Raw genomic sequence first — 25,659 nt, forward strand, 5'->3', positions numbered from 1 at the left:
AAAGATATCCATTTTTATTCTATTTCTTAATCATTTTTATCTTTGCGCTTTTCTCTTGCTTGTAATCTCCTTATACTTCAATTTGAAGTGCGGAGTTTGGGATATAGTATTCAAAGTAAGAAAGTTATTATTAGTGATATTGAAGAAGTAATTAAGCTAAAAAATGGCGAAGCTAGCACTTTTGGAGATATTGACTGTAAGATAGACCAAGATTTTTTTATAAATAACCGATTCCGTTTTGATAACGCTAATACTAAAACATTTATTTTAATCCTAGCTAATAATGATCCAAAATCTTTTCTGTCAGGCGCATCTATTGACCTAGATAAAGTATTGCAAAAATATAACAGAACAGAGTTTCATCATATTTATCCAAAAGCATATTTAAAGGATTTACGGTTTGAAGATAGTTATATTAACTGTTTAGCTAATTTTTGTTTTTTAAATAGTTCAGAAAACAAAAAAATATCAGCTAAGAAACCATCACAGTATATAACAATGATGCCAAAAGATAAAGAGGCATTAAAAGAGATTTTAGATCGTGCTTTATGCCCATACAATACCTTCCAAGATAATTTCAAAGCTTTTATAGATAAAAGAGTAGAATTACTTGTCACGTTTACAAAAAACTTAATTCAAATTTAATATAGTTAACAAATTTAGTTTAGGCGATAAAAAAACATAACACACCTCATTTATTGCTAAATTTTATCATCAATATCTATGCATGAGCATAACGAAGTTTGCTGAGAACCGGATGCGCCAAAAGGCACATGTCCGGTTCTAAACAGCAGGGATGGGAGATAATTTCCCCTCAACTTAACTAACTAAAACGTGGTCTAAAATAGGCTCAATATGTACAGCAGCGAAAATAGAATAATCCAGATAATATCTACAAAATGCCAGTAGATTTCCGCCATTTCAATGCCAGTGTGTTTAGTTGCAGAATAATGACCGATACAGCGCGATCGCCACAGAACACCAAGTATTAACAATAACCCAATAAATACGTGTAAACCATGAAATCCAGTCATCAAGTAAAAGCAGTTGGCAAACACGTTGGTAGTTAAGCCATATCCCAGTGTCAAATACTCATATACTTGACCGCCTAAGAAAATGGCTCCCATTAGCGCCGTAATTCCATACCACAAGCGCATTCCGGCGACATTGTTCTTTTTAATCGCTGTATCGCCCAAATGAATGACAAAGCTGCTAGAAACCAAGATGACTGTGTTAATTGTAGGTACGAGTAATTCTACTTCTGTACCTTCTGGCGGCCAGACTTCTGCGCCACCACGCAAAATCAGGTAAGTGGCGAAAAAACCAGCAAACATTAAAGATTCGGAAACCAGAAACGTCAGCAGCCCAAACACTCGCAAGTCTGGGTGGTGTTCGTGAGAAGCGGCTGAAGCTAAGGCTATTTCTGGGGCGTTCAAAGTTGAATCCTGCATAAATTCCAATTTCTAGATAAATAATTGGACGGTGTAGTCTCAAGGCTTTCTTTTCTCTCTGTGTCCTCTGCGTCCTCTGCGATTAAATCATAAAACCACAGAGACACAGAGAACGCAGAGTTAAGAGGTTAGATAGTTTCTAATATCAATTTGAAAAAAGAATGGGACAGATGGTAGGGGCATGGCAATGCTATGCCCTCTAGAATATATTGATGTACCGCAAAAACTGTTTAAATTTAGGCTGCGGTTTGGGCTGTTTCGGTAACTTCTAAATTGCGCCCGTAATCATAGGGGCCGTGAGTGACTACAGGTAATACTTCCCAATTTTCAATCGCTGGTGGGGAAGCGGTTGTCCATTCTAAAGTTAGTGCATCCCAAGGGTTATTTGTGGCTTTGGTACCATACATCCAACTCCAAATGGCGTTGAAGAAGAAGGGTAATACAGATATGCCAAGAATCATTGCGCCAATGGTACAAATATGATTGATTCCGGCAAATTGCGGGTCATACATGGCGACTCGGCGCGGCATTCCCTGTAATCCCAACTGGTGCATGGGTAGGAAGGTGAGGTGAGTACCCACAAAAGTGAGGGCGAAATGAACTCTTCCCCAAGTTTCATTCATCATCCTGCCGGTAATTTTGGGAAACCAATGATAAATTCCGGCATAGATACCAAAGACAGAACCGCCAAATAAGACGTAATGAAAGTGACCGACGACATAATAAGTATCGTGAACGTGGATATCAAAGGGTGCTGTGCCTAAAGTTACACCGCCCAATCCACCAACAACGAACATGGATAGCAAGCCAATGGCAAATAGCATGGCGCTGGTGAAGCGAATTTTACCACCCCATAGAGTTGCTACCCAGCCAAAAATTTTCACGCCTGTGGGAACGGCGACAATTAGGGTAGAAATGGTAAAGAACATCCGCATCCAAGAGGGCGTACCACTGGTAAACATGTGGTGTACCCAAACGAATAAACCGATAATACAAATTGCCAAACTAGAATATGCGATCGCTTTATAGCCAAATATCGGTTTACGGGCGTGAACGGGAATCACCTCGGACATGATGCCGAAGATGGGCAAAATCATTAAATATACGGCAGGATGGGAATAAAACCAGAATAAATGCTGATAAAGCACCACGTTTCCGCCTGCATCTGGCTTAAAGAAAGAAGTGCCAAAGTTAATATCAAATAATAACAGCACTAATCCCGCCGCTAGCACTGGGGTAGACAGCAGGGCTAAAACTGAAGTTGCTAAAATTGCCCAGCAGAATAATGGCATTTGCATCCATTGCATACTGGGGACTTTCATTTTCAAGATGGTGACGACAAAGTTTAACGCCCCCAAAATTGAGGAAGTTCCCACCAAAACGATCGCTAAAATCCACATTGTTTGGGCAGTATTAGCGGTAATTAAACTCAATGGTGGGTAAGCAGTCCAGCCGCTTTGGGAACCGCCAAAAAAGAAACTACCTAAAAGTAATGCGCCGGCTGGGGGATTCAACCAAAAAGCGATCGCATTTAATTTCGGAAACGCCATATCCCGCGCCCCCACCATCAACGGAATCAGGAAGTTACCAAATCCACCAATGGCGGCTGGTACAATCCACATAAAAATCATCAATGTGCCGTGATTCGTCATGAAGGCGTTATACAGATTGGGGTCGAGAAAATCTGCATCTGGCGTATTTAATTCGATGCGAATAGCCATAGCCATCAATCCCCCAATCAGGTAAAACACAAAGGCTGTTACCAGATATTGAATGCCAATGACTTTGTGGTCAATATTAAACGTAAAGTAGTCGTACCATTTCCAACTATGGGGTATTTCGTGGGCGGTAACGACTGCTGTGGTTTGCGGATTTTGTAATTGTGTCATAGAAAAACTAAGGATTTACGGCAACGGTTCCATCCATTTCTGGCTGCTGGGCTACTTGGTTTTCTGCTAACCAGCGATCGTATTCTTCGGGGGTGTGGACGACTACGGAAGTACGCATACTACCGTGATAGCCACCACAAAGTTCGGCACAAACTATGGGGTAGGTTCCGGTTTTGGTGGCGGTGAAGCGTAACTGTGTAGCTTGTCCGGGTATTGCATCTTGTTTCAAGCGAAACTGAGGTACCCAAAATGAGTGAATCACATCATTTGCAGAGATGTTTAACAGTACATCTTGACCGATGGGAACGTGTAATTCGCCAGTATTGACGTTGTTATCGGGATAGTTGAACAGCCAAGCATATTGCATTCCCGTGACGTTGACTACCAAAGCTGGTGGCTTCCCTTCGTTGACAGGTGTGGAACCAATGCCAATGGGGTTAGATTTTGCTTCTGCTATCATCGACTCGTGACTCATCCCGTGATGGGATATGGCATCCATCCCGCCCATTTCTGTGTAAACATCAACACTGTAAATTCCCAATCCAATGACGATGATTCCAGGGATGATAGTCCACAAAATCTCTAGGGAAAAACTACCTTCAATTGGTTCTCCATCGCTGTTATCTCCACGACGACGGCGAAATTTAATGACAGAAAATAAAATCGCACCTTGTACTACTAAAAATAAAGCAGTACCAATGCCTACCATGACGTTAAAGAAATTATCTACTAAAGGCGCTTGGGCAGAAGCTTGTTCTGGCAGCAAATGATTATTTTGTCCGACCCACAAGCTAATGAGAGTAATTAAGATCCCTGCTATTAAAGTGACGATCCCAAGGGGTATTTGTTTCATAAAATAATTTCCTCTGGATAAGGCTGTTGCTGCCACATTCTTTGCAATATTTTGATTTTTCTTTGTCGCATCGCCGCCCGATAAGCAACATAGCTATTATGCAAATTCACTCCTAAACAAAGACCAATGGGAGCCAAAATTATCAACCATAATAATGCATAAATAGTTTGATTTTCTGGACGCTCAATTAATTGTTGACCATTTTTCATGGCAGACAATAAATTTTGTGTTGCCATAAAATTTAGATGTTCTTGCCAAACTACGATTATTGCTACTAAAGCGGGAGAAAGCACTACTAAGGTTAATAAAATTACTGTGATAATTTTTAATGTTTTCGGTTGCATAAGCATCACTGCGAAACCGCATATCTTCAGAAATGCGGCGGTATAGGTACTGCATTTTCAATCCGGTTAATTACAGGGTTTAAATGTCAATAATCTTTACGAATCACAGATAACCTCTTGGATATATGAAGATATTCTTGATCTTGTCTTCTCAGCACTTTGGATATGAAGACGAAAGTCGAGAGTCAGCTAATCGCGATACCATCTCACAACCAAGAAATGAAAATATTTCTTCCTTGGTTACTTATATTTTGTGATATATATCACGAAAAAAGATTATGTGGGTAAAATCTCCGCAGCTTGAGTGATTTTTTTAGGTTTTCTTAATAGTTTAGAATTCCTTAATGCTTTAGATTTCCTTAAATATTGATGCGGAAACTCTTCTCCTCCTTGTGCTTTTTATCTCTTTATCTGTTCATATATCAAAATAGAACTGCTAGGGAATATTGATGACACTTGTATCCGACCTGTATATCAGAAGTGTTATATCAGCTACCTGGTTTTCTCATAGCATGTAATTAAGCATGTACTCAACTGTCTAAACCCTTGCAGCATCAGAGTTTCAAAGTTTTCTTAAGTCGGGGTACTAGTATTTCTCTAAGGTTAAGAATATTTACTTATAGTCAGAAGTACTAGTGTTTTTGTCACCCATACCCAGCTCTACTGAGGTAATAGAGGCAGCTATTTGTTAATGTATTCTTGGAAATCTGTCTCATTAATTCATCAGAAAAGCACAATTCACTTCACACACTTATGTGAATCAAGCTTCCAAATTAGTTGGGTATTAATCAATTTCAAAACAGTTGAGATATTTTGAATAAATTGCAGAAAATCAGAAAATTTTTCGTATTTTCACCGAATATAAGCCTTGGCAGGGATTAATTATGAGTGAGAAGTTAGCTCGGAAAATTATTCAAGAAGTTGGCGAAATAAACGACTTGATTTTTCCCAGCTATGATGCAGATTTATATCACGAAAATAATGTCAAGATTTGATGATTTTGCAAGCTATAAATCTTTGCCAGGCTGACATGTCGCTATTTTGCGCTAATTCTTAAAAAACTCATGTTTTTATAGCAATTAATTACCTTTTATGCTTTTCTTCAAATCCCCTAACCATTAGGGATAATTTTGTTACGCTCATGTTAGAATTAGTAACTAAATTTTAGAGTCAACTACTCTGGTTAATAATTTTTTGGTAAATATGAAGATTCATATAATGGTTCAAAACGAACAAAATTCTCATAATTTTTTGGTTAAAAAAGTTACTAATGTAAAGATAGAAGAATGAGGATATTACAACAATTATTCAGTGGTGTGCAATCAGTTTTAAGTAATAGAAAGTTTTTGGCGATCGCCTATTAGTAAAATCCAGTAAATTCGGCATATTTGCCACCGAGAGGAATCAACAGAAGCTGTAATTCACAGATATTTACGGCTTTATTTAGCATTTCAACCTGAAAATAACACTTATAAAACCATGTCCTACGCCATTACTAAGCGCTGTATTCAGTGTGATAATTGCCTTCCTCAGTGTCCTCAAGGTGCTATCCAAGTGATAGATGGTGAGTACTGGATCGATCCTAGTTTGTGTGATAACTGTGAAGGTTATCTGACACCACAGTGTGTGCTTTCCTGTCCAGTGAATTCACCAGTACCTTATCAGGCGAAAAAGGGCAGATGCAAGGTTGACGCCAAAACTGTTGTCAGTGCGAAGCTGTTTACTAACGGAAATAGTCATCCTTTTGCTTCCGCGATTGTGATTTGGGAATTGTGCAACGTTTTAGCGCAACGCCAATCTCTAGTCTGGGATATGGATGCAGAGGGAGAGTTATATTATCAACGACAAATTAATGGTGGTAAAGGTGCGATCGCTTTTCGGGTGACAGATAGTGTTGATTCCACCCCAGCAGTCGCCCTCAAAGGTGCAAAAGCTGTCTCTGCAATTGAGAAATTTGATCTGAGATCTGCTTGTTTGCATTTAATCTATGCTGCTTATGCAACTAATTTAGAGCAGCCTTGGGCAGAAGAATTTATTATTAATGACAAACAAATTGAAGATTATTTAGGACTGGATAAGCGCAAAGATTTAAATAAATCTACCAAACTAGCTTTAATTAAAGACCTAGTACAGCAACCTTGTAAACTGGTAGCTTCGATTAATTTACCTGGAAAAGGTAAGATTCAGGGTGTGAGTTTAGAAAACAGTCGGTTGTGGCATTTATTAGAAATTCAGCACCACTTTCAAGAAGATGATTTAGGCTGTAAACATCTTGTAGGATTAACTTTTAAACTTAAAGCTGGAGAGTGGGCACAGTATTTTTTAAATCGCCAAGCTTGCAAAGAACGGACTGCTTTCTATCAATATGGTACTTTACCTAAAGCTTTACTAAATACTGTCATGAGTATTTGGCAACAGCATGAAGGTGCAGCGCGGATGATGCTGTGGTTATTATTTAAAACCAAAATGGGTAAAGAACAGCGCGTAACTATCCCCACTTTGATGAGGGTAGCTTATGGCGAGGGAAAATTAAGCCAAGTAGCTTTGCAAGCAGAACATCGCCAACGCCTTTTAAGAATATTTGAAAGCGATTTAGAAGTACTCAATCATTATGGACTTAAACCGATATTCGATCCCGTTACCTATCCTGTAGAAATTCAACCCTTATGGGCAAAATTAGTTGATATTCCAGAGGATGCAGAAGCAGCATTAGAATTCTGGATTGATGATGGTAGTAATAGTACGCGATTAACAGATGCGGCTCCTCGTGGTAAGTGGAATCGATTAATGAATGCCCGCATCCTATACTTTGAAATGCCACCAGAATGGAGAAAACAACTGAGCAAGTCAAAGAAAAAAAGCCAGCGAACTAATAAGAGTAAAACCAAGTTAAAACAACAGATAGTCCTTTCTACCGAGTATATTCTTGAGGCGAGAAAAAGACTAGGTTTGAGTCAAAGAGATTTGGCACAGCTAACAGGTAAAAGTCAAAGTTGGATTCGGGATATTGAAAATGGGCGATTTCAAGCTAAGTTAGAAGACCAGATATTATTAAGAAAAGCATTAGGGATCAATTCCAATTCTGTAGGTGGAAGTTAGTCATTAGTCTCTCTTCCCTTATCTTTCATTCATGGCGATGAAAATTTTTTCGTCAATACTCCCCTCTGCCTTCTGCGTTCTTTTTTCAAGCACGCCCAACCAAGCTAGCAACGACTGTGGCTAACTCCGCCGGCTCGATGGGTTTAGGTAAATGTAGCTGATAACCTTCTTGAATAGCGCGCATTCTGTCTTCGGCTCTCGCATAAGCTGTGAGGGCGGCGGCGGGAATATCTCCCCCTTGCTCTGGGGAAAGCGATCGCACTTTGCGGATGAATGAGTAACCATCTTCTGCTGGCATACCGATGTCACTGACAATGACATCTGGTTTCCACTGGGCAATAATCTCTAAGGCTTCTTTGACTGATGGGGCTGTTTGGACTTCAGCTTGGGATTGTTGCAGTACAGTCATGATAAAGTCTCGGCTGTCGGCTTCATCGTCCACAACTAGCACCCGCACGCCTAATAAGGAAGGCAACAACACTGATGGAGAATTTTCTTGTTGGTGTATTTGGGAAATTGTTATCTGTGTGGGCGATAACAGCGGTAGCTTGACTGTAAATGTTGCACCTTGCTCTTCCCCTGGGCTAGAGACTTGCACAATACCGCCATGCAATTCGACTAAATGACGGACAATTGCTAAACCTAATCCCAGTCCGCCATGCTTTCTGGTACTAGAACTATCTGCTTGGCGAAAGCGATCAAAGACGTAGGGCAAAAACTCGGAACTAATACCAATACCTGTATCTATTACTTGAATTTGAGCGTAGCTAGTTAGATTACCTTTGAATTTTTCGACGATTTTAGCCAGCTTAATGTCTATTTTACCGCCAGGTGAGGTAAATTTGATGGCGTTGGATAATAAATTCCAAATAATTTGTTGCAAGCGTTCGGCATCACCAGAAACTAAAAATTGAGAGTTATGATCTGGCAGATGAAATTGCACGTCAATTTCTTTGACTTGGGCGGCGAGATGCACGGTTTCTAAGGCTGAGTTAATCATGGAAATCAGATTGCAAGTAGCCACATTTAACCGCAACTTACCTCTGATCATCCGGGAGATATCCAGCAAGTCTTCAATTAGCTGGGTTTGGATTTTGGCATTGCGTTCGATGGTTTCTAAACCCCGACTAGCTTGCATTTCGCTGAGATTGCGCGATCGCAATAATTGTGCCCAACCGAGGATGGCGTTGAGGGGCGATCGCAATTCATGGGATAGTATGGCTAAAAATTCATCTTTCATCCGGTTAGCTTCTTGCAACTGTTCGGTTTGTTGCTGCAAAGAAGAAATTAACCGCGCCCGTTCCATTGCGATCGCTATTTGATCGCAAACTGCTTGCATCATTCCCTTTTGATTATCAGTAAAGCGCGTGCGGGTGCGGCTGCCGAAGGAAAGAGTACCTAAAAGCTGTCCTTGGGTAATTAAGGGGTAACTATAGTAAGCTGTGATGCCAATTGAGCGAATTAAGGCTGTTTTAGGATCGGTTGATTGCTGCACATTATCTAAAGCAATCTGACATTTTGTTTGCGCTGTCGTCCCACATACCGCTGCTCCCACAGCCAGATACTCAATTTCTTTTGCCAGTTCTTCAGAAATACCTGTAGATGAGGCGAGATGCATGACTTGCGAGTTGTCCTCTAACAGGTAATTTAAATACATATCTAGCCCAATCTGTTCAGCAAGTTTACGGTATAAACTATCAACTAAAGCCACAGGATTTTGACTGGATAACAATTCACTAGCCGTATCAAATAAAAGTTGCAGCCGCTTGTAACCTAAAGACAGGGCTTTTGCTACCTGCTTAATATTACTAATATCTTGGAAAATTAATACACAGGTAGCCGGATAACCATGCATTGCGGGCAAAGTATCAGCAAATATCAAAAGAGAACGCACACCTTGATTTGTATGCCAATCTACCTCTAAGCCATCAAGGCGTTCTCCACGGGCTACCCGCACTGCGGGGATTTGGTCATTCGTTAGGCGTTCACCATTGGCATCGGTGAAATAATAAAATTTATTGTAATCTTCGACTGGTATGCCTTGAGGAAATTCGCCCCCAGCTACTTCATTCGCTGCGCGATTAGCAAAAGTTACCCTTGCTGTTCCCGGTTCAATAAATAATAGTGGCTTGGGCATTAAATTGAGGACATCTTCTAGCCATTTTTGCTGATTGCGTAGCAATTCCTCAGCTTGCTTGCGTTCTGTAATATCTAAAAATGCACCAATGCAACCTCTAGTATTACCTTCCTCATCAAATAAGGGTGCAACATATTCCAGCAGTTTAACGATGTTGCCATTGTCTTGGACAACATCAACTTCAAAATCCATAATTTCCACACCATGAGCAGCAGCATACTGCATGGGTAGTTCTTCTCCAGATATTTCCCTACCTTCACGGTAGACTTTAAAATTCGGTTTCTCTTCCAGTGGCGCAGAAAGGGAAGCATTGTTATTAGCTGAAATTCCTAAATATTTAGCAAAAGCTGGGTTAACGCGGATATTTTTACATTCAGGATCTTCAGCAATCCCAATGCCAACGGGAATGACATCGAGCAAAGTTTGTAACTCAGTAACCCGCCGTTGTAAATCCTTGTTGAGTTGGATAATTTGTTTTTTGGCTTGTTGGCGTTCGCTTAAATCGAGAATAAATGCTACTGACTCTTGACGTTGTTCGCCCACAAGTACATAACCCAATAAAACTGGGATACGGCTGCCATCTTTGCGGATATATTCTTTCTCATAAGGAGTACAAGCACCATTAGGGCTTGCTTGAGCTTCCGCGATTCTCTCCTCATCTAAATAAAGGTATTCTGGGGGTGTAATTTCGCTCCAGCTAATTCTTCCGGCTAATAAATCTTCCTGCGTGTAGCCAATTAGAGATAAAAATTCGTTATTGGCTTGCTGGATACCGCCATAGATATCACCACATAAAATGCCAATGACATTTGCATCAACAAAACTTCTGAGTTTGGCTTCATAGGCTTTGAGTTCATCTTGCACGCGATCGCGTTGTTTACTCAGGCGTTCCACTACTGTGGCACTTTGCCATATAATGATGGCAAAAATCACCATAACGATAATCGCAAACAATGATATAGCAAACGCCGTATCATAGCCACCAACTTTTTGACCGAGAACAATTAACCATCCCACAACAAACGGAACTGCGATCGCAGCTAATAATAACCTGCGAGACAACAAACCGCTGTCGGTATTGCTAGTAATTACTCGCATGAATCCCTGGTTTGGATTTGTCCACATAATTCCAATACACAGCGCTATAAAAGTGATAGCTGTGTGTAACGCCATCGAAGTTGAATAAGGTAGTGGGCCATATAAACTATGTACTTGATAGGTATAGCCAATTAACGCTTGAAAGGCAATTAAACCAGCAATCAGGGCGAGAAACTGTGAATACCAATAGCTGCGGTAGGTTTTTTGATGCACCGCTAATTCTAGGGATCTACCGACAAGCATAAAATTAAGTGCAGTATTCAATCCCATGCGCCCTGGCTGCGCTGTGAATATCGCATTTGGGGACTCGCGGAATAATAACTCGTCAATGCCAAAATTCTGCCTAAAGACATATTGAACAACTGTCAACAAACCAATAAGCAATACCAATATGGCAAAAAAGCGAGAACCCCACAGGTAACGGGCGTTATTTTGTAAAGAACCACCTTTTTCTTTGTTGAGATTCTGAGCTAACCACAGTGACACACCAGACAATATAAAACCTAAGGCTGTATTTGCCTTCATTGTCACTAAACCGCTAGAACAGACACATTTGAGAAATTCAATGTTTAAGCCCCAGCCAATAAGTACAAATCCACCGATGAATATAGCGATCGCACTACTGACTTGTATTATCAACGCTTGTGTGGGGAGTTGATCGAGAACTTGCAGACGCCAGCGGTTTCTGTTTAACATCCAGGTTTTTGTAACCCCATCTAAACGTGCCAAGCCAATTTCATTGTGTTTTTGAGTCTAGTGGGTTATATTCTGGTATTTTATGATACTTTAATTTAATTTTTAATTTCATCTATCTATATGCATATTTTATTGGGCATTGGGTATTGGGCATTGGGCATTGGGCATTGGGCATTGGGCATTGGGCATTGGGCACTGAGCGAAGTCGAAGTGCCCCTGCCTGTTCAGCCCTATGTAAATGTTAAAATCTCCAGGTATAAGCGCTGCCATTATCAGTAAAGCGTTGTTCGCCAATCCCAACTACTTCAACAATTACTTCTCTCTCTGGTGGTATCCATTCCCCTACTCTAGGCACAATATCAACGACAATTTGATTTTCTTGCGTATATACTCTGATTTCTCTTAAAGAATAGTTTTGATTGTGACCGCTATTACTAATTCCGTCATCTTCAAAAAATAAGTATTGGTTTTCACCAGGCCAAATACGCAAACGCAGTGAGTTTTGTGGCAATTCATCGACATATTGCTGCACTGGCTGCATGGGGATAATCGCACCACCACGGACATACAGTGGCATTTTTTCTAATGGTGCATGACTCAGAATATGGGTAGGGCCTGCGTATTGTTCTCCCGTCCACCAGTCATACCAAGTACCTGCGGGTAAATAGACAGCGCGATACTCAACCTCAGGACGGTAAATCGGTGCAGCCATTAGGGAAGCTCCCAGAAATACCTGATCGTAAATTGTGTAGGTTTGGCGATCGCGCGGATAATGGTAAAATAAAGGTCTTAAAATCGGAGCGCCTGTTTGTGCCGCTTCCCAAAACAGATTGTAGATATAAGGTAATAGTTGATAGCGCAGGTTAATATATTCTCTACAGATATTTTCTGTGCGATCGCCAAATACCCAAGGTTCATGACGCGCCGTAGACATAGCCGAATGTCCCCGCATCAAAGGGTAAAGCATTCCCACCTGCATCCATCGGGCAAATAATTCCGCAGTTGCGTTACCAGCAAACCCACCAATATCGCAACCCACAAACGCCACACCCGAAAGCCCCATATTACACAGCATGGGTAAGGACATTTCCAAATGTTCCCACAAAGATTGATTATCCCCCATCCACACCGCAGACCAACGCTGCACCCCAGCATACCCCGAACGAGTCAACACAAAAGATCGCTCCTGCTGCCGATGACGCTTTAACCCCTCAGCACAAGCCTTAGCCATCATCAACCCATATAAATTATGCACCTCCAAATGCGTCACATCAATTTTAGATTTTAGATTTTGGATTTTAGATTGAAAATCTTCCCCCTTGTCCCCCTTGTCCCCCTCATCCCCCTGCGGCGCATCTAGCGGAAACCAAATCTTCTCCCCCCCATCCCCAAAGGGACGATTATCAATGGCGGGTTCATTCATATCATTCCAAATTCCCGCCACACCGATATCGGTGAGACTTTTGTGCAAATCACCCCACCACTGACGCACATCAGAACGTAAAAAATCGGGAAAAACCGCCTTTTCCGGCCAAACATAGCCGTGGAATAACGCGCCATCGGCTTTACGCACAAAATAATCCTTAGCTAGCCCTTCATTAAAAACCTGATAATTAGCTTCCGGTTCATACTTCACACCCGGATCGATAATTGTCACCGTCTTAAAACCAGCCTGTGCTAAATCGCCAATTAACTTTGCTGGTTCCGGGAAGCGTTTCGGACTCCAGGTAAACACGCGATAACCCTGCATATAATCAATATCCAAGTGGATAACATCGCAGGGAATGCGACGCTGACGAAATTCTTGCGCCAGTTTCCGCACCACATCTTCTGATTCGTAACTCCAGCGACATTGATGATAACCTAGCGCCCATTTGGGTGGTAGCGGCATTCTCCCTGTTAATTGCGTGTATATACGCAAAATGTCTGCTGGTTCGGGGCCGTAGATAATGTAATAATCTAGCTCGCCGCCTCGTGTTTCCATCTTCCATACACCAGGCTGTGCTGCACCAATATCAAATTGACTCCAAAATGTCGTGTTAAAAAAGATGCCATAACTCAACTCTGGACGCAACGCCATAAAAAAGGGAATGGCTTGATACATTTCATCAGTCAATGCATCGTAATCTAAAGCATCAACTGTCCAGTTAGTTTTGACTTGGCTGAGTTTATCTAAAAAACCAGTGCGTTCCCCAAAGCCATAAAAATGCTCATCGGCGTAGATTTTCTTCCAGCCAGCAACCGCACCTCTGCGCCAACCTATCCCCAAATCCACATCTTCCGCAAAGGGACGATTAGCGTTATCAAAGCAAACTAGGCGAGAATTTTGCTTTTCCACGCACAAGCGGATTTTTCCCGTAGTAATTTCTACCGCAGTCTCATTATCTTGGACTTTAAAAGGTACTTGCGTCCATTCTGAATCATCCATTGTTACCGCCCAAGAACGCCGGGGAGTAAATTCTCCAGTCGGTGCGAACCTGACGCGAACTAAATTAGGGGAAAGTATACTAATGTGTAACCGCGAATTCCCACAATCAAAATTAACAGTGCGCTCGCTCCAATCTACAGCCTGTACACTACCGATATTGTTCCAAGGTTGGTTAGTTGTCGGTAATTTCCCAAAATATTGCGGCATGATAACTGATGAAGGTTGACTGTTGACTGTTGTACGGGCGGGTTCACAAATATCCTCACTGTACAACGATAATTCTCAATCAACCCGCCCCTACTGAAGGTTGACAAATGACAAATGACAAATGACAAATGACAAATGACAATCTTTTAATTCAAGACTACACCTACAACTTCCTGTAAATCTTCCTCCTTCCAGGGTTTGCGGATACAAGCATAAAGATTAGCTTGTTGTCTAGCACGCTCAATTGCGGCTTCATCAGCTTGTCCTGTCAACATGACAGTAATCACTTCGGGAAAGCGTTGATGAACTTGAGTTAAAAACTCATCTCCTCTCACATTAGGCATTAGCCAATCAGAGACAATGATGAGAATTTTGATTTCTTCCTGTTCTAATTCATCAATCACAATCCAGGCTTCTTCCGCACTTTCCGCAACTTCATAGATATACTTATTGCCAAATAACCTTTTAAGTTGTTCCTTCAGTGCCTTTAAAATTGCAACTTCATCATCTACACAAAGAATAGCAGCATCAGACATAATAAATTTCCTTGACCTATTTAAACAGACTTTATGGGCAACCACACACTGAATTGAGTATGCCCTGGTTTAGTATCTAATGTTATGCGCCCTTGATGTTTATCAATAATTCTGCGGGAAATATGTAATCCTAAACCGCTTCCCTCACCAGCAGGTTTGGTGGTAAAAAAAGCATCAAATATTTTTTGCCGTATATCTTCGGAAATGCCAGATCCTGTATCTGTAATGCTTACCTCAATTTCCTGTTCTTGCTGACGGGTGGCGATAGTCAGCGTCCCTCCTGATGGCATTGCTTGAATAGCATTAAAAATCAAGTTTGTCCATACTTGAATTAGTTCGTCTGGGTAACCCCAAATGTCTAGTACATCTTGATAATCTCGAATTAAGTTGATATTACGTTTGAGTTGATTGTGATAAATAGCCAGGGTTGTTTCTAATCCTTCAGTTACGTTTAATAACTGTTTTTTCCCACTTTGATCGAAATGTGAATAGCTTTTGAGTGCAAAAACAATTTTAGCAGAACGATCCACAGCATTGCTAATCATCTGATTGTTGATAAAACAGGAAGTGAGGTTATAGGCAAACTGTATAGCCCATTCTCCTGAATCACCTTTTAGCAGAGGTAACAAAGATTCAATATCTTCAGTTATACCCATATCCATCAACAGATCGGCAATGTATCTAGCATTGTCAATATCATTCTCTTGAAGTGTATTGGTAATTTTGCGTTTTAGCACCCGGTCTTTTTGCGAACCTAGGGACGGTTGATTTTGCAGCGCCCTATTAACGATATCAAACAAAATTTCTTGTTCTTTACTGTCCAAGTGCTGATGTAAAGAAGCAATTTCTGCGAGCGCTTCTTGTAATGCCTTATCTGTATTACTTGCCGATGCTTTGATAATCCCTAAAGGATTATTAATTTCATGGGCTATTCCCGCAATCAGTTGACCTAAAGATGCCATTTTTTCTTTTTGAATTAACTGATCTTGGGTTTGGTGCAGTTCTGTCAAGGCAGCTTTTAATTCTTGGTTTTTATTCCACAATCGCCGATTAAAATTATATGATAAACCCCCAATAATAGCGGCTGATAATATTAACGAAAATGTAGTACCAATATCTGCTATTTTTCTTCTCTGCTCTTTTTGCTCTACATAATATTTTTCTAGAGTAAAAACTTCAGCATATAACTCATCATATATTTTATCAATACCATCGGCATCGATTTGCATTGCTTCTTTAATTTTACCTTCGCTGACTAGCTTGAGGGCACCATCAATTTGTTTTCTATAGAGGCGATGCAGGCTAAATAATTTATTCAAATTATCTTGTCGATCAATTTGCCGTAGCTCATTCAAAATGATGCTTGTACTTTCTTTATTTTCAGCCAGTTCTTCTGTTAAATCCTCATCAATTGTACCTTTAGAAATACCCTCCCATTCTAAGGCATTGAGTCTGCTGACTTGCTCTTTGACTTGAGTTAAAAGTAGTCTGGTGTTGTTGCTGCTTTCTGCCATCTGATTGAGTTGATAAATTGCCACCGCTGTGGCGATCGCAACTATAATTGCCATCAACAAAGTAGAAAACGTCGAAGATTTAGACTTAAGCTTGACTGGAGCCTGAGTCAACTGACCCTTCAAGAGAAGATAGAGGTGATTAAACATACATCCTAGGCAATAGAGGTTAAGAAGCAATGATGACTGCTATAACAGTCAAAAAATCTGTCAGCGGCACCCCAAATACTGTTGATTATGAGATGATAGCAAAGCTCAAGTACTTAGAACACAGAAAACAACAGCTAAATCTCAATATTATTTTTCCCTGTTTACCCAAAAAATAACACACATTTCTTGGCATATATATTTGAGAAAATCCCGATATTTCTAGCGATCGCATCCATAAAAAAGTAGATAATTTATTTCTATCGGTGTGTAGATAATTTAATTAAAATAAAAGTTTACAATCTACAAACAATAACTAGAATCAACTGTTCAAGTTAGTTCTGGTAACGGTCGGAATAAAACAACGGTAAAGGATAAAAGAAAAAATAGTTTTATTTTTTCTTTTATCCTTTTCATATTTTATGAAGTAGAACAGCAGCAACAATTAAAGATTTATATTGTATCTCTCCAGAGAAACAAGTTAATACCGCCGGGCGAAATTCAAAATTCAAAATTCAAAATTAAGACAGAGTAAACGTTTTATTAATTTGGAATGGGTAGTTTATTTCCGCTTACTGAATATACCAAAATGAGTAGGCGTTAAGGCATTTCACCTGCGGAAAACACCAAAATGAGTAGGCGTTAAGGCATTTCACCTGCGGAAAACACCAAAATGAGTAGACGTTAAGGCATTTCACCTGCGGAAAACACCAAAATGAGTAGACGTTAAGGCATTTCACTTGCGGAAAACACCAAAACGAGTAGGCGTTAAGGCATTTCACTTGCGGAAAACACCAAAATGAGTAGGCGTTAAGGCATTTCAAGTAAGTAAAATGGTATTTCAAGTAAGTAAAATGGCATTTTGAGAAAGCGATTGCGGATTTTGCTAACTCGTTTTAGTGAAAATATAAAATTTAGGTGAAGTTCTTGCAAAGATGTAGTAAATACTTTGAAAGAATGTTTTAAAAGTCCTGTTGTAGGTAACGAAAACCTTTAGATCACCCTAAATCCACGCCACTTCCTACCCTGCGGGAAGCCGCAAGGGCGGAGTAGCTCTCCTTATTAAGGGGGACTTTAATTCTAATTCCCCCTTTTTTAAGGAGGGTTAGGGGGGATCGAAACGTTATGGGGCGAGGTTATAAGACTTGTGTATACAGGGTAGCTTTTTAAGGACTGGGGATAAATAAGTGTCTAAAATTGCAGCTAAAAACTTTTCAAACAACCTCTAAAGGTTGGCAGCAATATTGATTTATCCCACTCTTGATTCATTATACCCTAGGGGCTGAGTTTGCTTCAACAACAGGTATTCACGCTGTCTTGGGTGACTATTACTGTTTACTAAAAAATTAGCAATTAGTCTCTACAGATACAAGAACTATGATAATCTAGTCAGACTCATCAATATTTCAGCGAATTTACTTTTGTGCAAATTAGCTGTTGGTAGGAGAAAAATTTGCAAATAAATATTTAAACAAAATTTAGCATAATTATTTGTCATTACGCTAAAAAATTATGATAGCCATCTCATCCCCTATACCATGCATTTTTGTCACCAAAGGACTATATACTAGACTAGACTTTAAGCGATTTGAGCTTTTTGTTAATTGTGATACCTTAAACTATTAATTTTTAGAGGAAATACTAGCTAAAAAACAGTTCTTAAGGTTTAGTAAAAATTAGATCAAGTATCATCAAAAAAAACGAAAACTTCATGTGGTGTGAAAATCAAGAGAGGAGTGAAAACATGGATTTACGTAGAGATGCACTGCAAATCCTAAAAGAAACTAGTCGAACTTTTTACATTCCAATTAGTCTTTTACCGCCAGGATTACAAGAAGCAGTTGCATCAGCATACTTGTGTATGCGCGCTATTGATGAAATTGAAGATCATCCAGAACTAGATAACCCAACTAAAGCGCAGTTGTTACGCACAATTAGTTTGACATTACAAGCGGGGGTTGATGGTTTTGCTGTTGATGCCTTTTCCTCAGGGTTTAATGGTTATGAGAATACTTTACCAGAAGTTACCCTTGGGATTAGGGAATGGTCAATTTTAGCACCAGAAGCGATCGCACCCCGAATTTGGGACGCCACTGCGGCAATGGCAGATAGAATGGCGTACTGGGCAGAAAATAACTGGAAAATTGCCACAGAGTCAGATTTAGATCGTTATACATTTGGGGTTGCAGGTGCGGTGGGCTTGTTATTATCTGATTTATGGGCTTGGTATGATGGCACCCAAACCAACCGTACTCAAGCCATTGGTTTTGGCAGGGGTTTACAAGCAGTAAACATCCTACGTAACCACAGTGAAGACTTAAAACGGGGCGTAGACTTTTATCCCGAAGGCTGGAATGCTGCCAAGATGCACGAATATGCACGCCGCAATCTAGCCCTAGCAGACGCTTACACTCAAAGCCTAGGTACGGGGCCAGCTTTAGACTTTTGCCAAATTCCCCTCACCTTGGCACATGGAACACTAGATGCCCTAGCCAACGGCAAAGAAAAACTCAGCCGCAATGATGTTTTGGCACTGCTCAAGCAATTTATTGATGTGAACATTAAAGCTAGTTAGGAAAGGCAGGGGGCAGAAGGCAGGGGGGCAGGGAGCAGGGAGCAGGGGGACAAGGAATTTTAGATTTTAGATTTTAGATTTTAGATTCAAACCCAATCCAAAAGACGCTCGCGGACTCGCTAACGCTGCGCTATCGCAAATCCAAAATCCAAAATTGAAATGCCCCATGCCCAATGCCCCATGCCCAAATACTATTAACCTTGGACATTTTAAGGAGAGCTATCAATGAAGAAAACTTTGTTTCTCAGTCCTCCTTCCTTTGATGGATTTGACGGGGGTGCAGGTTCCAGATATCAAGCCAAGCGAGAAATTACTTCTTTTTGGTATCCCACATGGCTAGCCCAACCTGCTGCACTTGTGCCAGGTAGTAAGCTGGTGGATGCGCCACCACATGGTCAAACTGTAGAAGATGTACTGAAAATCGCTAAAGATTATGAATTGGTAATTATGCACACCAGTACACCATCATTGGCTAATGATGTGAAGTGTGCAGAAGCGATAAAAGCCCAAAATCCAGACGTACAGATAGGCTTTGTTGGTGCCCATGTGGCAGTATTACCAGAAGAAACACTGCGGGATCACCCAGTCATTGACTTTGTATGTCGTAACGAATTTGACTACACCTGTAAGGAACTAGCAGAAGGCGTAGCTTGGGAAGATATTAAAGGTTTGAGCTATCGCGATAAGTTCGCTAACGTGCGTCACAATGAAGAGCGCCCCTTAATTCACGATTGGGATGCTATGCCCAGCGTGTTACCTACCTATGCCCGCGATTTAGATATTAATAAATACTTCATCGGCTACCTGCTGCATCCCTACATATCTTTTTATACTGGGCGCGGTTGTCCGGCAAAATGTACCTTTTGCCTGTGGCCGCAAACAATAGGCGGACATTTATACCGCCATAAAAGCCCGGAAGTTGTCGGGCGGGAGATGGCAGAAGCCAAAGCCATCTTTGGGGATAAAGTGCGGGAGTATATGTTTGATGATGATACCTTTACCATCGACAAACATCGAGCGATCGCAATTAGCGAACACATGAAGCGTCTCAAACTCACCTGGAGTTGTAACGCCCGTGCTAACTTAGACTATGACACCCTCAAAACCCTGCGCGACAACGGCCTGCGCTTGCTACTTGTCGGTTTTGAATCTGGTAACCAAGATATTCTCAACCGCATTAAAAAAGGCATCAAGCTAGAAGTAGCGCGGGAATTCATGAAAAATTGCCACAAACTCGGCATCACTGTTCATGGCACCTTTATTATTGGTCTACCAGTTGAAACTCAAGAAACCGTAGAAGAGACAATTCGCTTCGCTTGCGAACTCAGTCCCCATACAATTCAAGTTTCCATTGCCGCACCATACCCTGGCACAGAACTTTACGAACAAGCCAAAGCCAACGGCTGGTTTACCAACCAATCCCTAGTAGCAAACTCCGGTATTCAAACCTCAACCCTGCAATATCCCACCCTTTCCAGCGAGGAAATCGAGGATGCAGTTGAGCGCATGTACCGGAAATTCTACTTCCGTCCTAAAGCCATCATCCCTATTGTCAAAGAAATGTTGACAGACCGACAAATGATGGTACGTCGCCTGCGCGAAGGCGGAGAGTTCTTCACCTACCTCAAAGAACGCCGTAATCAGCAGACTGCTGCACACGCAGGGAATTAGGCACAAGGGCGTAAATGTTAACGGTTAACTGTTGACTGTTGTAGGGGCGGGTTCACAGATATCCTCGTGGATCAACAATGATCTAAATAAACCCGCCCCTACAGACTGTTTTCCAATGCCCAATGCCCAATGCCCCATGCCCAATGCCCCATGCCCAATATCAAATCCCGCTTTGCCATTATTAATGGTGATGACTTTGGCTTTTCTGCCGGTGTCAATCAGGCAATTATCCAAGCTCACGAACAGGGTGTATTAACTAGTACAAGTTTAATGGTAACTGGAGATGCTGCCGCAGATGCGATCGCCTGGGCACGCGATCGCCCCAGTTTGGCAGTTGGTCTGCATTTAGTCTTGGTTTGCGGTCGTTCTGTCCTGCCTCCCTCACAAATTCCTCATTTAGTAGACTCCCAAGGCAACTTTTCTGATAGTCCTCTAGTGGCTGGCTTGCGTTATCAATTTCACCCAGCCGCCCGTGAAGAATTACGCCAAGAAATCCGCGCCCAGTTGGAAAAATTTCGCGCCTCTGGGTTGCCCCTTTCTCATGTCGATGGGCATTTACATTTACATGTACATCCTGTAATATTACGGATATTAGTAGAATTAGCTCCCGAATTTAACATCCGAGTCATCCGTCTGCCATCGGAAGAGTTGCAAATGAGCCTAAAGCTTGACCGGACAGCTTTACTAACTAAGTTAGTTTGGTCAGGAGTATTTGGGAGACTGCGCAGTTATGGCGAAAGCTTACTCACCACTCACGGTATAAAGTTTGCACAGCGAGTATATGGATTGCTGCAAACAGGCAATATGAGCGAACAATACTTACTAGGTCTCATACCCCAAATTCAAGCAGACTTAGTAGAAATTTATTCCCATCCCGCCTTAGTTCAACCCGAAGAACCGCTCAATGGATTACCCGGCGCTGGTGAAATAGAACTTGCTGCTTTATTAAGCGAACAAGTCCGTCAGGTTTTAACTATCAATGGATTTGAATTGACTAATTATCACCAGCTTGAATAGTCAACAGTCAACACTTCCCTGCGGGACGCTACGCGAACGACAGGCTCAGTGCGGCGCAGTCAACAGCCAACAGTCAACAGCCAACCGTCAACCGTCAACCGTCAATGCGTATTTTTTCAAATCCTCCAAATTACACACTTCCAAAGCTCTTGCATGGGTAGCTTCCAAGACAACTGGGGGCGCAAAACCAGCTTCTAGGGCTTCTTGCCAACGCGCTGCACATAAACACCAGCGATCGCCTTCTCTCAATCCAGGAAAATTATATTCAGGGACAGGTGTACTCAAATCATTGCCTCGCGATTTGGTAAATTGCAGAAATTCTGCTGTCATTTGCGCACATACAACATGCATTCCAAAATCTTGACCCCCTGTGTTGCAGAGTCCGTCACGGTAATAACCAGTCATTGGAGAAGTGCAGCAAATCTCCAAAGTAGTACCTAGTACGTTTTTTGCTTCTGCCATAAAAACCTCAAGTCAGTTGATAATTTATCTAATAGGACTTACGCACACTCTACTAATTTTTCTCCCAAGGGGAGACGTTGCGCGTTGGCGGAAGCCTCTTGCAGGGACTTCCAAATAAAAAACATCCCAATCATTAACTTACCAAGCAACCTCGTAGGGGCGGGGGTGACCCCACCCCTACAATTTGGGATAATTTATTTTTTGGAGTTCCCGCACAGAAGGCGTCTTGGCGGTTAAATTGTCGCTCATCTCCTTTATCCTCAGTTCCTAATTTCAAAATTCAAGGTTGGATTCTACACACTACACAGTTAAGTAATCTTAATTGTTAAAAAATCTAGACCTTGCTACGCAAGGAATTAAATAGATTTTTCTAAAGGCTTATGTCCCAAGATATAGGCAATTTTGTACTTATTAATTACGTAATTTCACAGTAGTCATCTGCTGTAACATCCGTGTAATCTGTAGCGAATATCTTTTCATAATCTCAGCTGTTGTGAAATCTATTCTTCAGACCTACTTAGAACAAGAAATCTGGATACTAATAAGAGATAAGTGGTATTTTGCCACAGTAATCGGAGTGTGGGATGACTTGTTGTGGTTCAAACACAGAACCTACAACAAAGAGACAGAGGAAGATACGCTGTGGGAAATGATTGTCAAAATCAGTGAAGTAATTGCCATTGATAAAGTTAAGTCTGTCGTCAGTAGAAAACCAGACGTATTCATTTCCAGACTTCTGGAAACAGAGACAGGTACTGCTCATAATCCAGAGCATGAAAGTTAACTAGCTTAATCAAAATCTGGCGAAAATACAGACTATTTCAGCTCATCAAGGGTAGGGGTACAACATGTTGTGCCCCTACAATTATCTGTACCTTACCCGATAAATAACACTCTAATTCGCAAGGTAATTTGGTAATATCTAATACTTTACAGTTACTTCAAGTATATGAATTTTCGACAGTACAGTCGAAATTGTTTAAAATTTCTGGGTGTGCTTGGTAAGCTTTCAGACTTACTGCGCTATTTTGTAATATCCTGTTCGTTGGCAAAATTAGTTGAATTGAAAATTACACACTTTAACAATCAGGAGAATTGAAATGGGACTGAGCGACGCACTATTGAATTCCGACAAAAAAGACATGATTGTGGATGACTGTTGCACAATGATTGAAAAGCAGGTTGCATCCAAATCAGGGCTGAGCGGTATAGCCTTAAAAACAGCCTTCGCTACATTGAAGGGAGTAAAGCCAGGATATATCCCTTACGTTGTCGAGCAGATCCTACCACAGTGTTTTACAGCCATCGATCCGATCTGGAATGAAGGATTACAGAAAGGCGATCCAGTAGAACATTTAATTACAAGTAGCGATCGCACCGCTGATGCACTACTCAGCGTCACCGATGAAAGGGCCAAAAAAGCCAAACGCCCCATCGTCCGTGGAACATACGAAAAATTTCGCGGCTCAGCTAAACAGCATGTAGAGGAAGCAGTGCCAGAATTCGCTAAGGTAATCAGTAAATACGCTAACTAATAAACAAAATAGGCAATCAATAGGCAACGCTTTTTATACTTTTGTTGCCTATTGCTACCTGTGACAGTAATCTCATACCAATTTGAAAAAAGAATACGACAGATGGTAGGGGCAGTGCCATGCCCTCTAGAATATCTTGATGTGCCGCAAACACTATTTAAATTTGTATCAATTCGCCGCTACACATGTATATTTATGACTGAGCGTCTACTACTGAGGGCGTTAATTTGTCACCTCACACAGAATTGGTCTCAGTCACAAAATCTCAGTAGACTGCATATATCTGCAATTCATAGTCTATGAAAAACTCCATCCCCTTGTGGGTGGAGTTTTTGGGTATGGGGAAGAAGCTACCAATGCTCAATGACGCCAGTTGGCAAGCGTACACCAGAACACATAAAAAATTGATTAATCCCCCTTTCTCCCTGCTCCCTGCTCCCTGCTCCCTGCTCCCCTGCTCCCCTGCTTTTCAAGTATTACAGGCTGCTAAACTAATCAAAAATTCTCCGCTGAAGATAATCAGATTGTTGTCAGCAGTGTCATGACATCGGAAATTTTTAAAATTACCCTTGTTTCTATCTATAGGAATAGAATAGAAATTTTCAGTAGCAAATGTAACGATAGAGGTGGAAACACCTATATCAACGGCGATTCTAGTAGTTAAACTAGTAACCACAGGATAAAAATCAAGGAATACTATGATGAGCGATCGCGACTATACATTGATCATTGATAAAAGTGGCAGTATGTCTACCCCTGACCAAGCAGGTGGGAGAACTAGATGGGACATAGCCCAAGAATCCACACTAGCCTTAGCAAGAAAATGTGAGCAGTATGACCCTGATGGAATTACAGTCTATGTATTTTCTGGGAGATTTAAACGCTACGATGATGTCACATCAGCAAAAGTTGCGCAGATTTTTCAAGAAAACGATCCGGCTGGGACAACAAATTTAGCAGGTGTACTCCAAGACGCACTCAATAATTACTTTAAGCGTAAAGCCTCAGGTCAAACTAAACCCAATGGCGAGACAATCTTAGTCATCACCGATGGCGAACCAGACGATCGCAAAGCCGTCTTTGAAGTCATTATTAGTGCTACCCGCCAAATGGATCGGGATGAAGAATTAGGAGTGTCTATAGTTCAGGTTGGTTCAGATCCCCAAGCGACAAAGTTTCTTAAAGCCTTAGATGACCAGTTGCAAAGTGTAGGTGCTAAATTTGACATCTGTGACACAGTCACCTTAGACGACTTAGAAGAAATGAGTCTTGCAGATGTTTTAATGAATGCCATCACAGACTGATTTTAACCAAGTCTTTAAGTTTCATCTAATTAATTATCAGCAAATTTTGGGGAACATCAGCCATGCTAGAAAATCGTGACTACACCTTAATTATTGACCAGAGTGCCAGCATGGCTACTACAGATCAAAAAAATGGTAAAAGTCGCTGGACAGCATTACAAGAATCAACATACGCTTTAGCTGCTAGATGCGAAGAATTTGACCTTGATGGTCTAACCATTTATCTATTTGCTAAAGGATTTAAGCGTTACGATTATGTTACCGCCGCTAAAATCAAGCAGATTTTTACAGAAAATATTCCTGGCGATACAACAAACTTAGCCGGAGTACTACAAGACGCCATTAATAGCTACTTTAAACGCAAAGCCGATGGCAAAACTAAGCCAGCAGGAGAAGTGATTTTAGTTGTGACTGATGGTACACCAAGCGATCGCCAAGCCGTATATGAAGTAATTATCAATGCAACTGTGCGTTTGGATAATCCCCAAGAATTAAGAATTGCTTTAATTCAAGTAGGTGCTGACACCAAAGCTACCAAATTTCTTCATGCCATAGATGATGAGTTGCAAAGTGTTGGCGCTAAATTTGATATTTGTGACACCATCACTTTAGATGAGTTAGAAGAGATGAGCCTTACCGAGGTATTAAAGGCAATAACAAGCTAATTGCTCATCGCAAATTTTTTAGACAATACTTGGA

At 41.1% G+C, this 25,659-nt stretch carries 18 protein-coding genes; 9 read left to right on the plus strand and 9 right to left on the minus strand.

The features are described from left to right. Positions 1-96: 96 nt before the first annotated feature. Positions 97-645 carry a DUF1524 domain-containing protein gene (locus tag H6G41_RS17405; protein WP_242037959.1) on the plus strand — a complete coding sequence of 183 codons (549 nt, stop codon included), beginning with the start codon at positions 97-99 and terminating at the stop codon, positions 643-645. 194 nt (positions 646-839) lie between these two features. Here H6G41_RS17405 and H6G41_RS17410 read toward each other — a convergent pair whose 3' ends face one another. From H6G41_RS17410 to H6G41_RS17425, 4 genes are all read right to left on the minus strand, one after another. Continuing rightward, positions 840-1,451 carry a heme-copper oxidase subunit III gene (locus H6G41_RS17410; protein WP_190747443.1) on the minus strand — a complete coding sequence of 204 codons (612 nt, stop codon included), beginning with the start codon at positions 1,449-1,451 and terminating at the stop codon, positions 840-842. A 236-nt stretch (positions 1,452-1,687) separates the two neighbouring features. Then, a complete protein-coding gene (gene ctaD, locus H6G41_RS17415) occupies positions 1,688-3,340 on the minus strand; it encodes a cytochrome c oxidase subunit I (RefSeq protein WP_190747444.1) in 1,653 nt (550 codons plus the stop codon). Between the two features lie 7 nt (positions 3,341-3,347). Next, positions 3,348-4,193 (minus strand): cytochrome c oxidase subunit II, encoded by an 846-nt coding sequence (coxB, locus tag H6G41_RS17420; RefSeq protein WP_190747445.1) that lies wholly within the window; start codon positions 4,191-4,193, stop codon positions 3,348-3,350. Next, positions 4,190-4,537 carry a hypothetical protein gene (locus H6G41_RS17425; protein ID WP_190747446.1) on the minus strand — a complete coding sequence of 116 codons (348 nt, stop codon included), beginning with the start codon at positions 4,535-4,537 and terminating at the stop codon, positions 4,190-4,192. Before H6G41_RS17425 ends, coxB begins: the two co-directional genes overlap by 4 nt. A 1,479-nt stretch (positions 4,538-6,016) precedes the next feature. Between H6G41_RS17425 and H6G41_RS17430 the strand changes: the two genes are divergently transcribed. Further along, positions 6,017-7,636 (plus strand): helix-turn-helix domain-containing protein, encoded by a 1,620-nt coding sequence (locus H6G41_RS17430; RefSeq protein ID WP_190747447.1) that lies wholly within the window; start codon positions 6,017-6,019, stop codon positions 7,634-7,636. A gap of 85 nt (positions 7,637-7,721) precedes the next feature. Here H6G41_RS17430 and H6G41_RS17435 read toward each other — a convergent pair whose 3' ends face one another. The 4 genes from H6G41_RS17435 to H6G41_RS17450 all read right to left on the minus strand — a co-directional run bounded on the left by H6G41_RS17435 (position 7,722) and on the right by H6G41_RS17450 (position 16,306). Beyond that, complete coding sequence (locus tag H6G41_RS17435; RefSeq protein ID WP_190747448.1) at positions 7,722-11,567, minus strand: ATP-binding protein; 3,846 nt, start codon at positions 11,565-11,567, stop codon at positions 7,722-7,724. A gap of 241 nt (positions 11,568-11,808) precedes the next feature. Then, positions 11,809-14,202 carry a TIM-barrel domain-containing protein gene (locus tag H6G41_RS17440; RefSeq protein WP_190747449.1) on the minus strand — a complete coding sequence of 798 codons (2,394 nt, stop codon included), beginning with the start codon at positions 14,200-14,202 and terminating at the stop codon, positions 11,809-11,811. Positions 14,203-14,348: 146 nt separating this feature from the next. Further along, entirely contained in the window at positions 14,349-14,738 is a 390-nt protein-coding gene (locus H6G41_RS17445; RefSeq protein ID WP_190747450.1) for a response regulator, read from the minus strand. Positions 14,739-14,758: 20 nt separating this feature from the next. Continuing rightward, the gene (locus H6G41_RS17450) at positions 14,759-16,306 is read right to left on the minus strand and encodes an ATP-binding protein (RefSeq protein ID WP_242037960.1); all 1,548 of its coding nucleotides are present in this window, start codon (positions 16,304-16,306) and stop codon (positions 14,759-14,761) included. A gap of 1,834 nt (positions 16,307-18,140) precedes the next feature. Here H6G41_RS17450 and H6G41_RS17455 point away from each other — a divergent pair. The 3 genes from H6G41_RS17455 (at position 18,141) to hpnK (ending at position 21,659) form a co-directional block, all read left to right on the plus strand. Continuing rightward, positions 18,141-18,971: a squalene/phytoene synthase family protein gene (locus H6G41_RS17455; protein WP_190747451.1), complete on the plus strand. Its 831-nt coding sequence runs from the start codon at positions 18,141-18,143 to the stop codon at positions 18,969-18,971. A 225-nt stretch (positions 18,972-19,196) separates the two neighbouring features. Beyond that, complete coding sequence (hpnJ, locus tag H6G41_RS17460) at positions 19,197-20,642, plus strand: hopanoid biosynthesis associated radical SAM protein HpnJ (protein WP_190747452.1); 1,446 nt, start codon at positions 19,197-19,199, stop codon at positions 20,640-20,642. Positions 20,643-20,771: 129 nt separating this feature from the next. Beyond that, the gene (hpnK, locus tag H6G41_RS17465; RefSeq protein ID WP_190747453.1) at positions 20,772-21,659 is read left to right on the plus strand and encodes a hopanoid biosynthesis-associated protein HpnK; all 888 of its coding nucleotides are present in this window, start codon (positions 20,772-20,774) and stop codon (positions 21,657-21,659) included. An 87-nt stretch (positions 21,660-21,746) separates the two neighbouring features. Here hpnK and H6G41_RS17470 read toward each other — a convergent pair whose 3' ends face one another. Next, positions 21,747-22,121 (minus strand): DUF2237 family protein, encoded by a 375-nt coding sequence (locus H6G41_RS17470; protein WP_190747454.1) that lies wholly within the window; start codon positions 22,119-22,121, stop codon positions 21,747-21,749. 493 nt (positions 22,122-22,614) lie between these two features. On the opposite strand from H6G41_RS17470, the gene H6G41_RS17475 reads away from it, so the two are divergent. From H6G41_RS17475 to H6G41_RS17490, 4 genes are all read left to right on the plus strand, one after another. Then, a complete protein-coding gene (locus tag H6G41_RS17475; protein ID WP_190747455.1) occupies positions 22,615-22,905 on the plus strand; it encodes a hypothetical protein in 291 nt (96 codons plus the stop codon). A gap of 316 nt (positions 22,906-23,221) precedes the next feature. Next, the gene (locus H6G41_RS17480) at positions 23,222-23,656 is read left to right on the plus strand and encodes a DUF6918 family protein (protein WP_190747456.1); all 435 of its coding nucleotides are present in this window, start codon (positions 23,222-23,224) and stop codon (positions 23,654-23,656) included. Positions 23,657-24,354: 698 nt separating this feature from the next. Beyond that, a complete protein-coding gene (locus tag H6G41_RS17485) occupies positions 24,355-24,960 on the plus strand; it encodes a VWA domain-containing protein (protein WP_190747457.1) in 606 nt (201 codons plus the stop codon). Positions 24,961-25,022: 62 nt separating this feature from the next. Next, positions 25,023-25,625, plus strand: coding sequence for a VWA domain-containing protein (locus H6G41_RS17490; RefSeq protein ID WP_190747458.1), 603 nt, complete (start codon positions 25,023-25,025; stop codon positions 25,623-25,625). The last annotated feature ends 34 nt before the right edge of the window (positions 25,626-25,659 follow it).

Origin of the sequence: Tolypothrix sp. FACHB-123 (assembly GCF_014697075.1) — a bacterium.
GTDB lineage: Bacteria > Cyanobacteriota > Cyanobacteriia > Cyanobacteriales > Nostocaceae > Aulosira.

Coding starts and splice junctions, on each gene's coding strand:
- H6G41_RS17410 (WP_190747443.1), bottom strand. CDS start 1,451: ATGCAGGATTCAACTTTGAACGCCCCAGAAATAGCCTTAGCTTCAGCC.
- ctaD (WP_190747444.1), bottom strand. CDS start 3,340: ATGACACAATTACAAAATCCGCAAACCACAGCAGTCGTTACCGCCCAC.
- coxB (WP_190747445.1), bottom strand. CDS start 4,193: ATGAAACAAATACCCCTTGGGATCGTCACTTTAATAGCAGGGATCTTA.
- H6G41_RS17425 (WP_190747446.1), bottom strand. CDS start 4,537: ATGCAACCGAAAACATTAAAAATTATCACAGTAATTTTATTAACCTTA.
- H6G41_RS17430 (WP_190747447.1), top strand. CDS start 6,017: ATGTCCTACGCCATTACTAAGCGCTGTATTCAGTGTGATAATTGCCTT.
- H6G41_RS17435 (WP_190747448.1), bottom strand. CDS start 11,567: ATGTTAAACAGAAACCGCTGGCGTCTGCAAGTTCTCGATCAACTCCCC.
- H6G41_RS17440 (WP_190747449.1), bottom strand. CDS start 14,202: ATGCCGCAATATTTTGGGAAATTACCGACAACTAACCAACCTTGGAAC.
- H6G41_RS17445 (WP_190747450.1), bottom strand. CDS start 14,738: ATGTCTGATGCTGCTATTCTTTGTGTAGATGATGAAGTTGCAATTTTA.
- H6G41_RS17450 (WP_242037960.1), bottom strand. CDS start 16,306: ATGGCAATTATAGTTGCGATCGCCACAGCGGTGGCAATTTATCAACTC.
- H6G41_RS17455 (WP_190747451.1), top strand. CDS start 18,141: ATGGATTTACGTAGAGATGCACTGCAAATCCTAAAAGAAACTAGTCGA.
- hpnJ (WP_190747452.1), top strand. CDS start 19,197: ATGAAGAAAACTTTGTTTCTCAGTCCTCCTTCCTTTGATGGATTTGAC.
- hpnK (WP_190747453.1), top strand. CDS start 20,772: ATGCCCCATGCCCAATGCCCCATGCCCAATATCAAATCCCGCTTTGCC.
- H6G41_RS17470 (WP_190747454.1), bottom strand. CDS start 22,121: ATGGCAGAAGCAAAAAACGTACTAGGTACTACTTTGGAGATTTGCTGC.
- H6G41_RS17480 (WP_190747456.1), top strand. CDS start 23,222: ATGGGACTGAGCGACGCACTATTGAATTCCGACAAAAAAGACATGATT.
- H6G41_RS17485 (WP_190747457.1), top strand. CDS start 24,355: ATGATGAGCGATCGCGACTATACATTGATCATTGATAAAAGTGGCAGT.
- H6G41_RS17490 (WP_190747458.1), top strand. CDS start 25,023: ATGCTAGAAAATCGTGACTACACCTTAATTATTGACCAGAGTGCCAGC.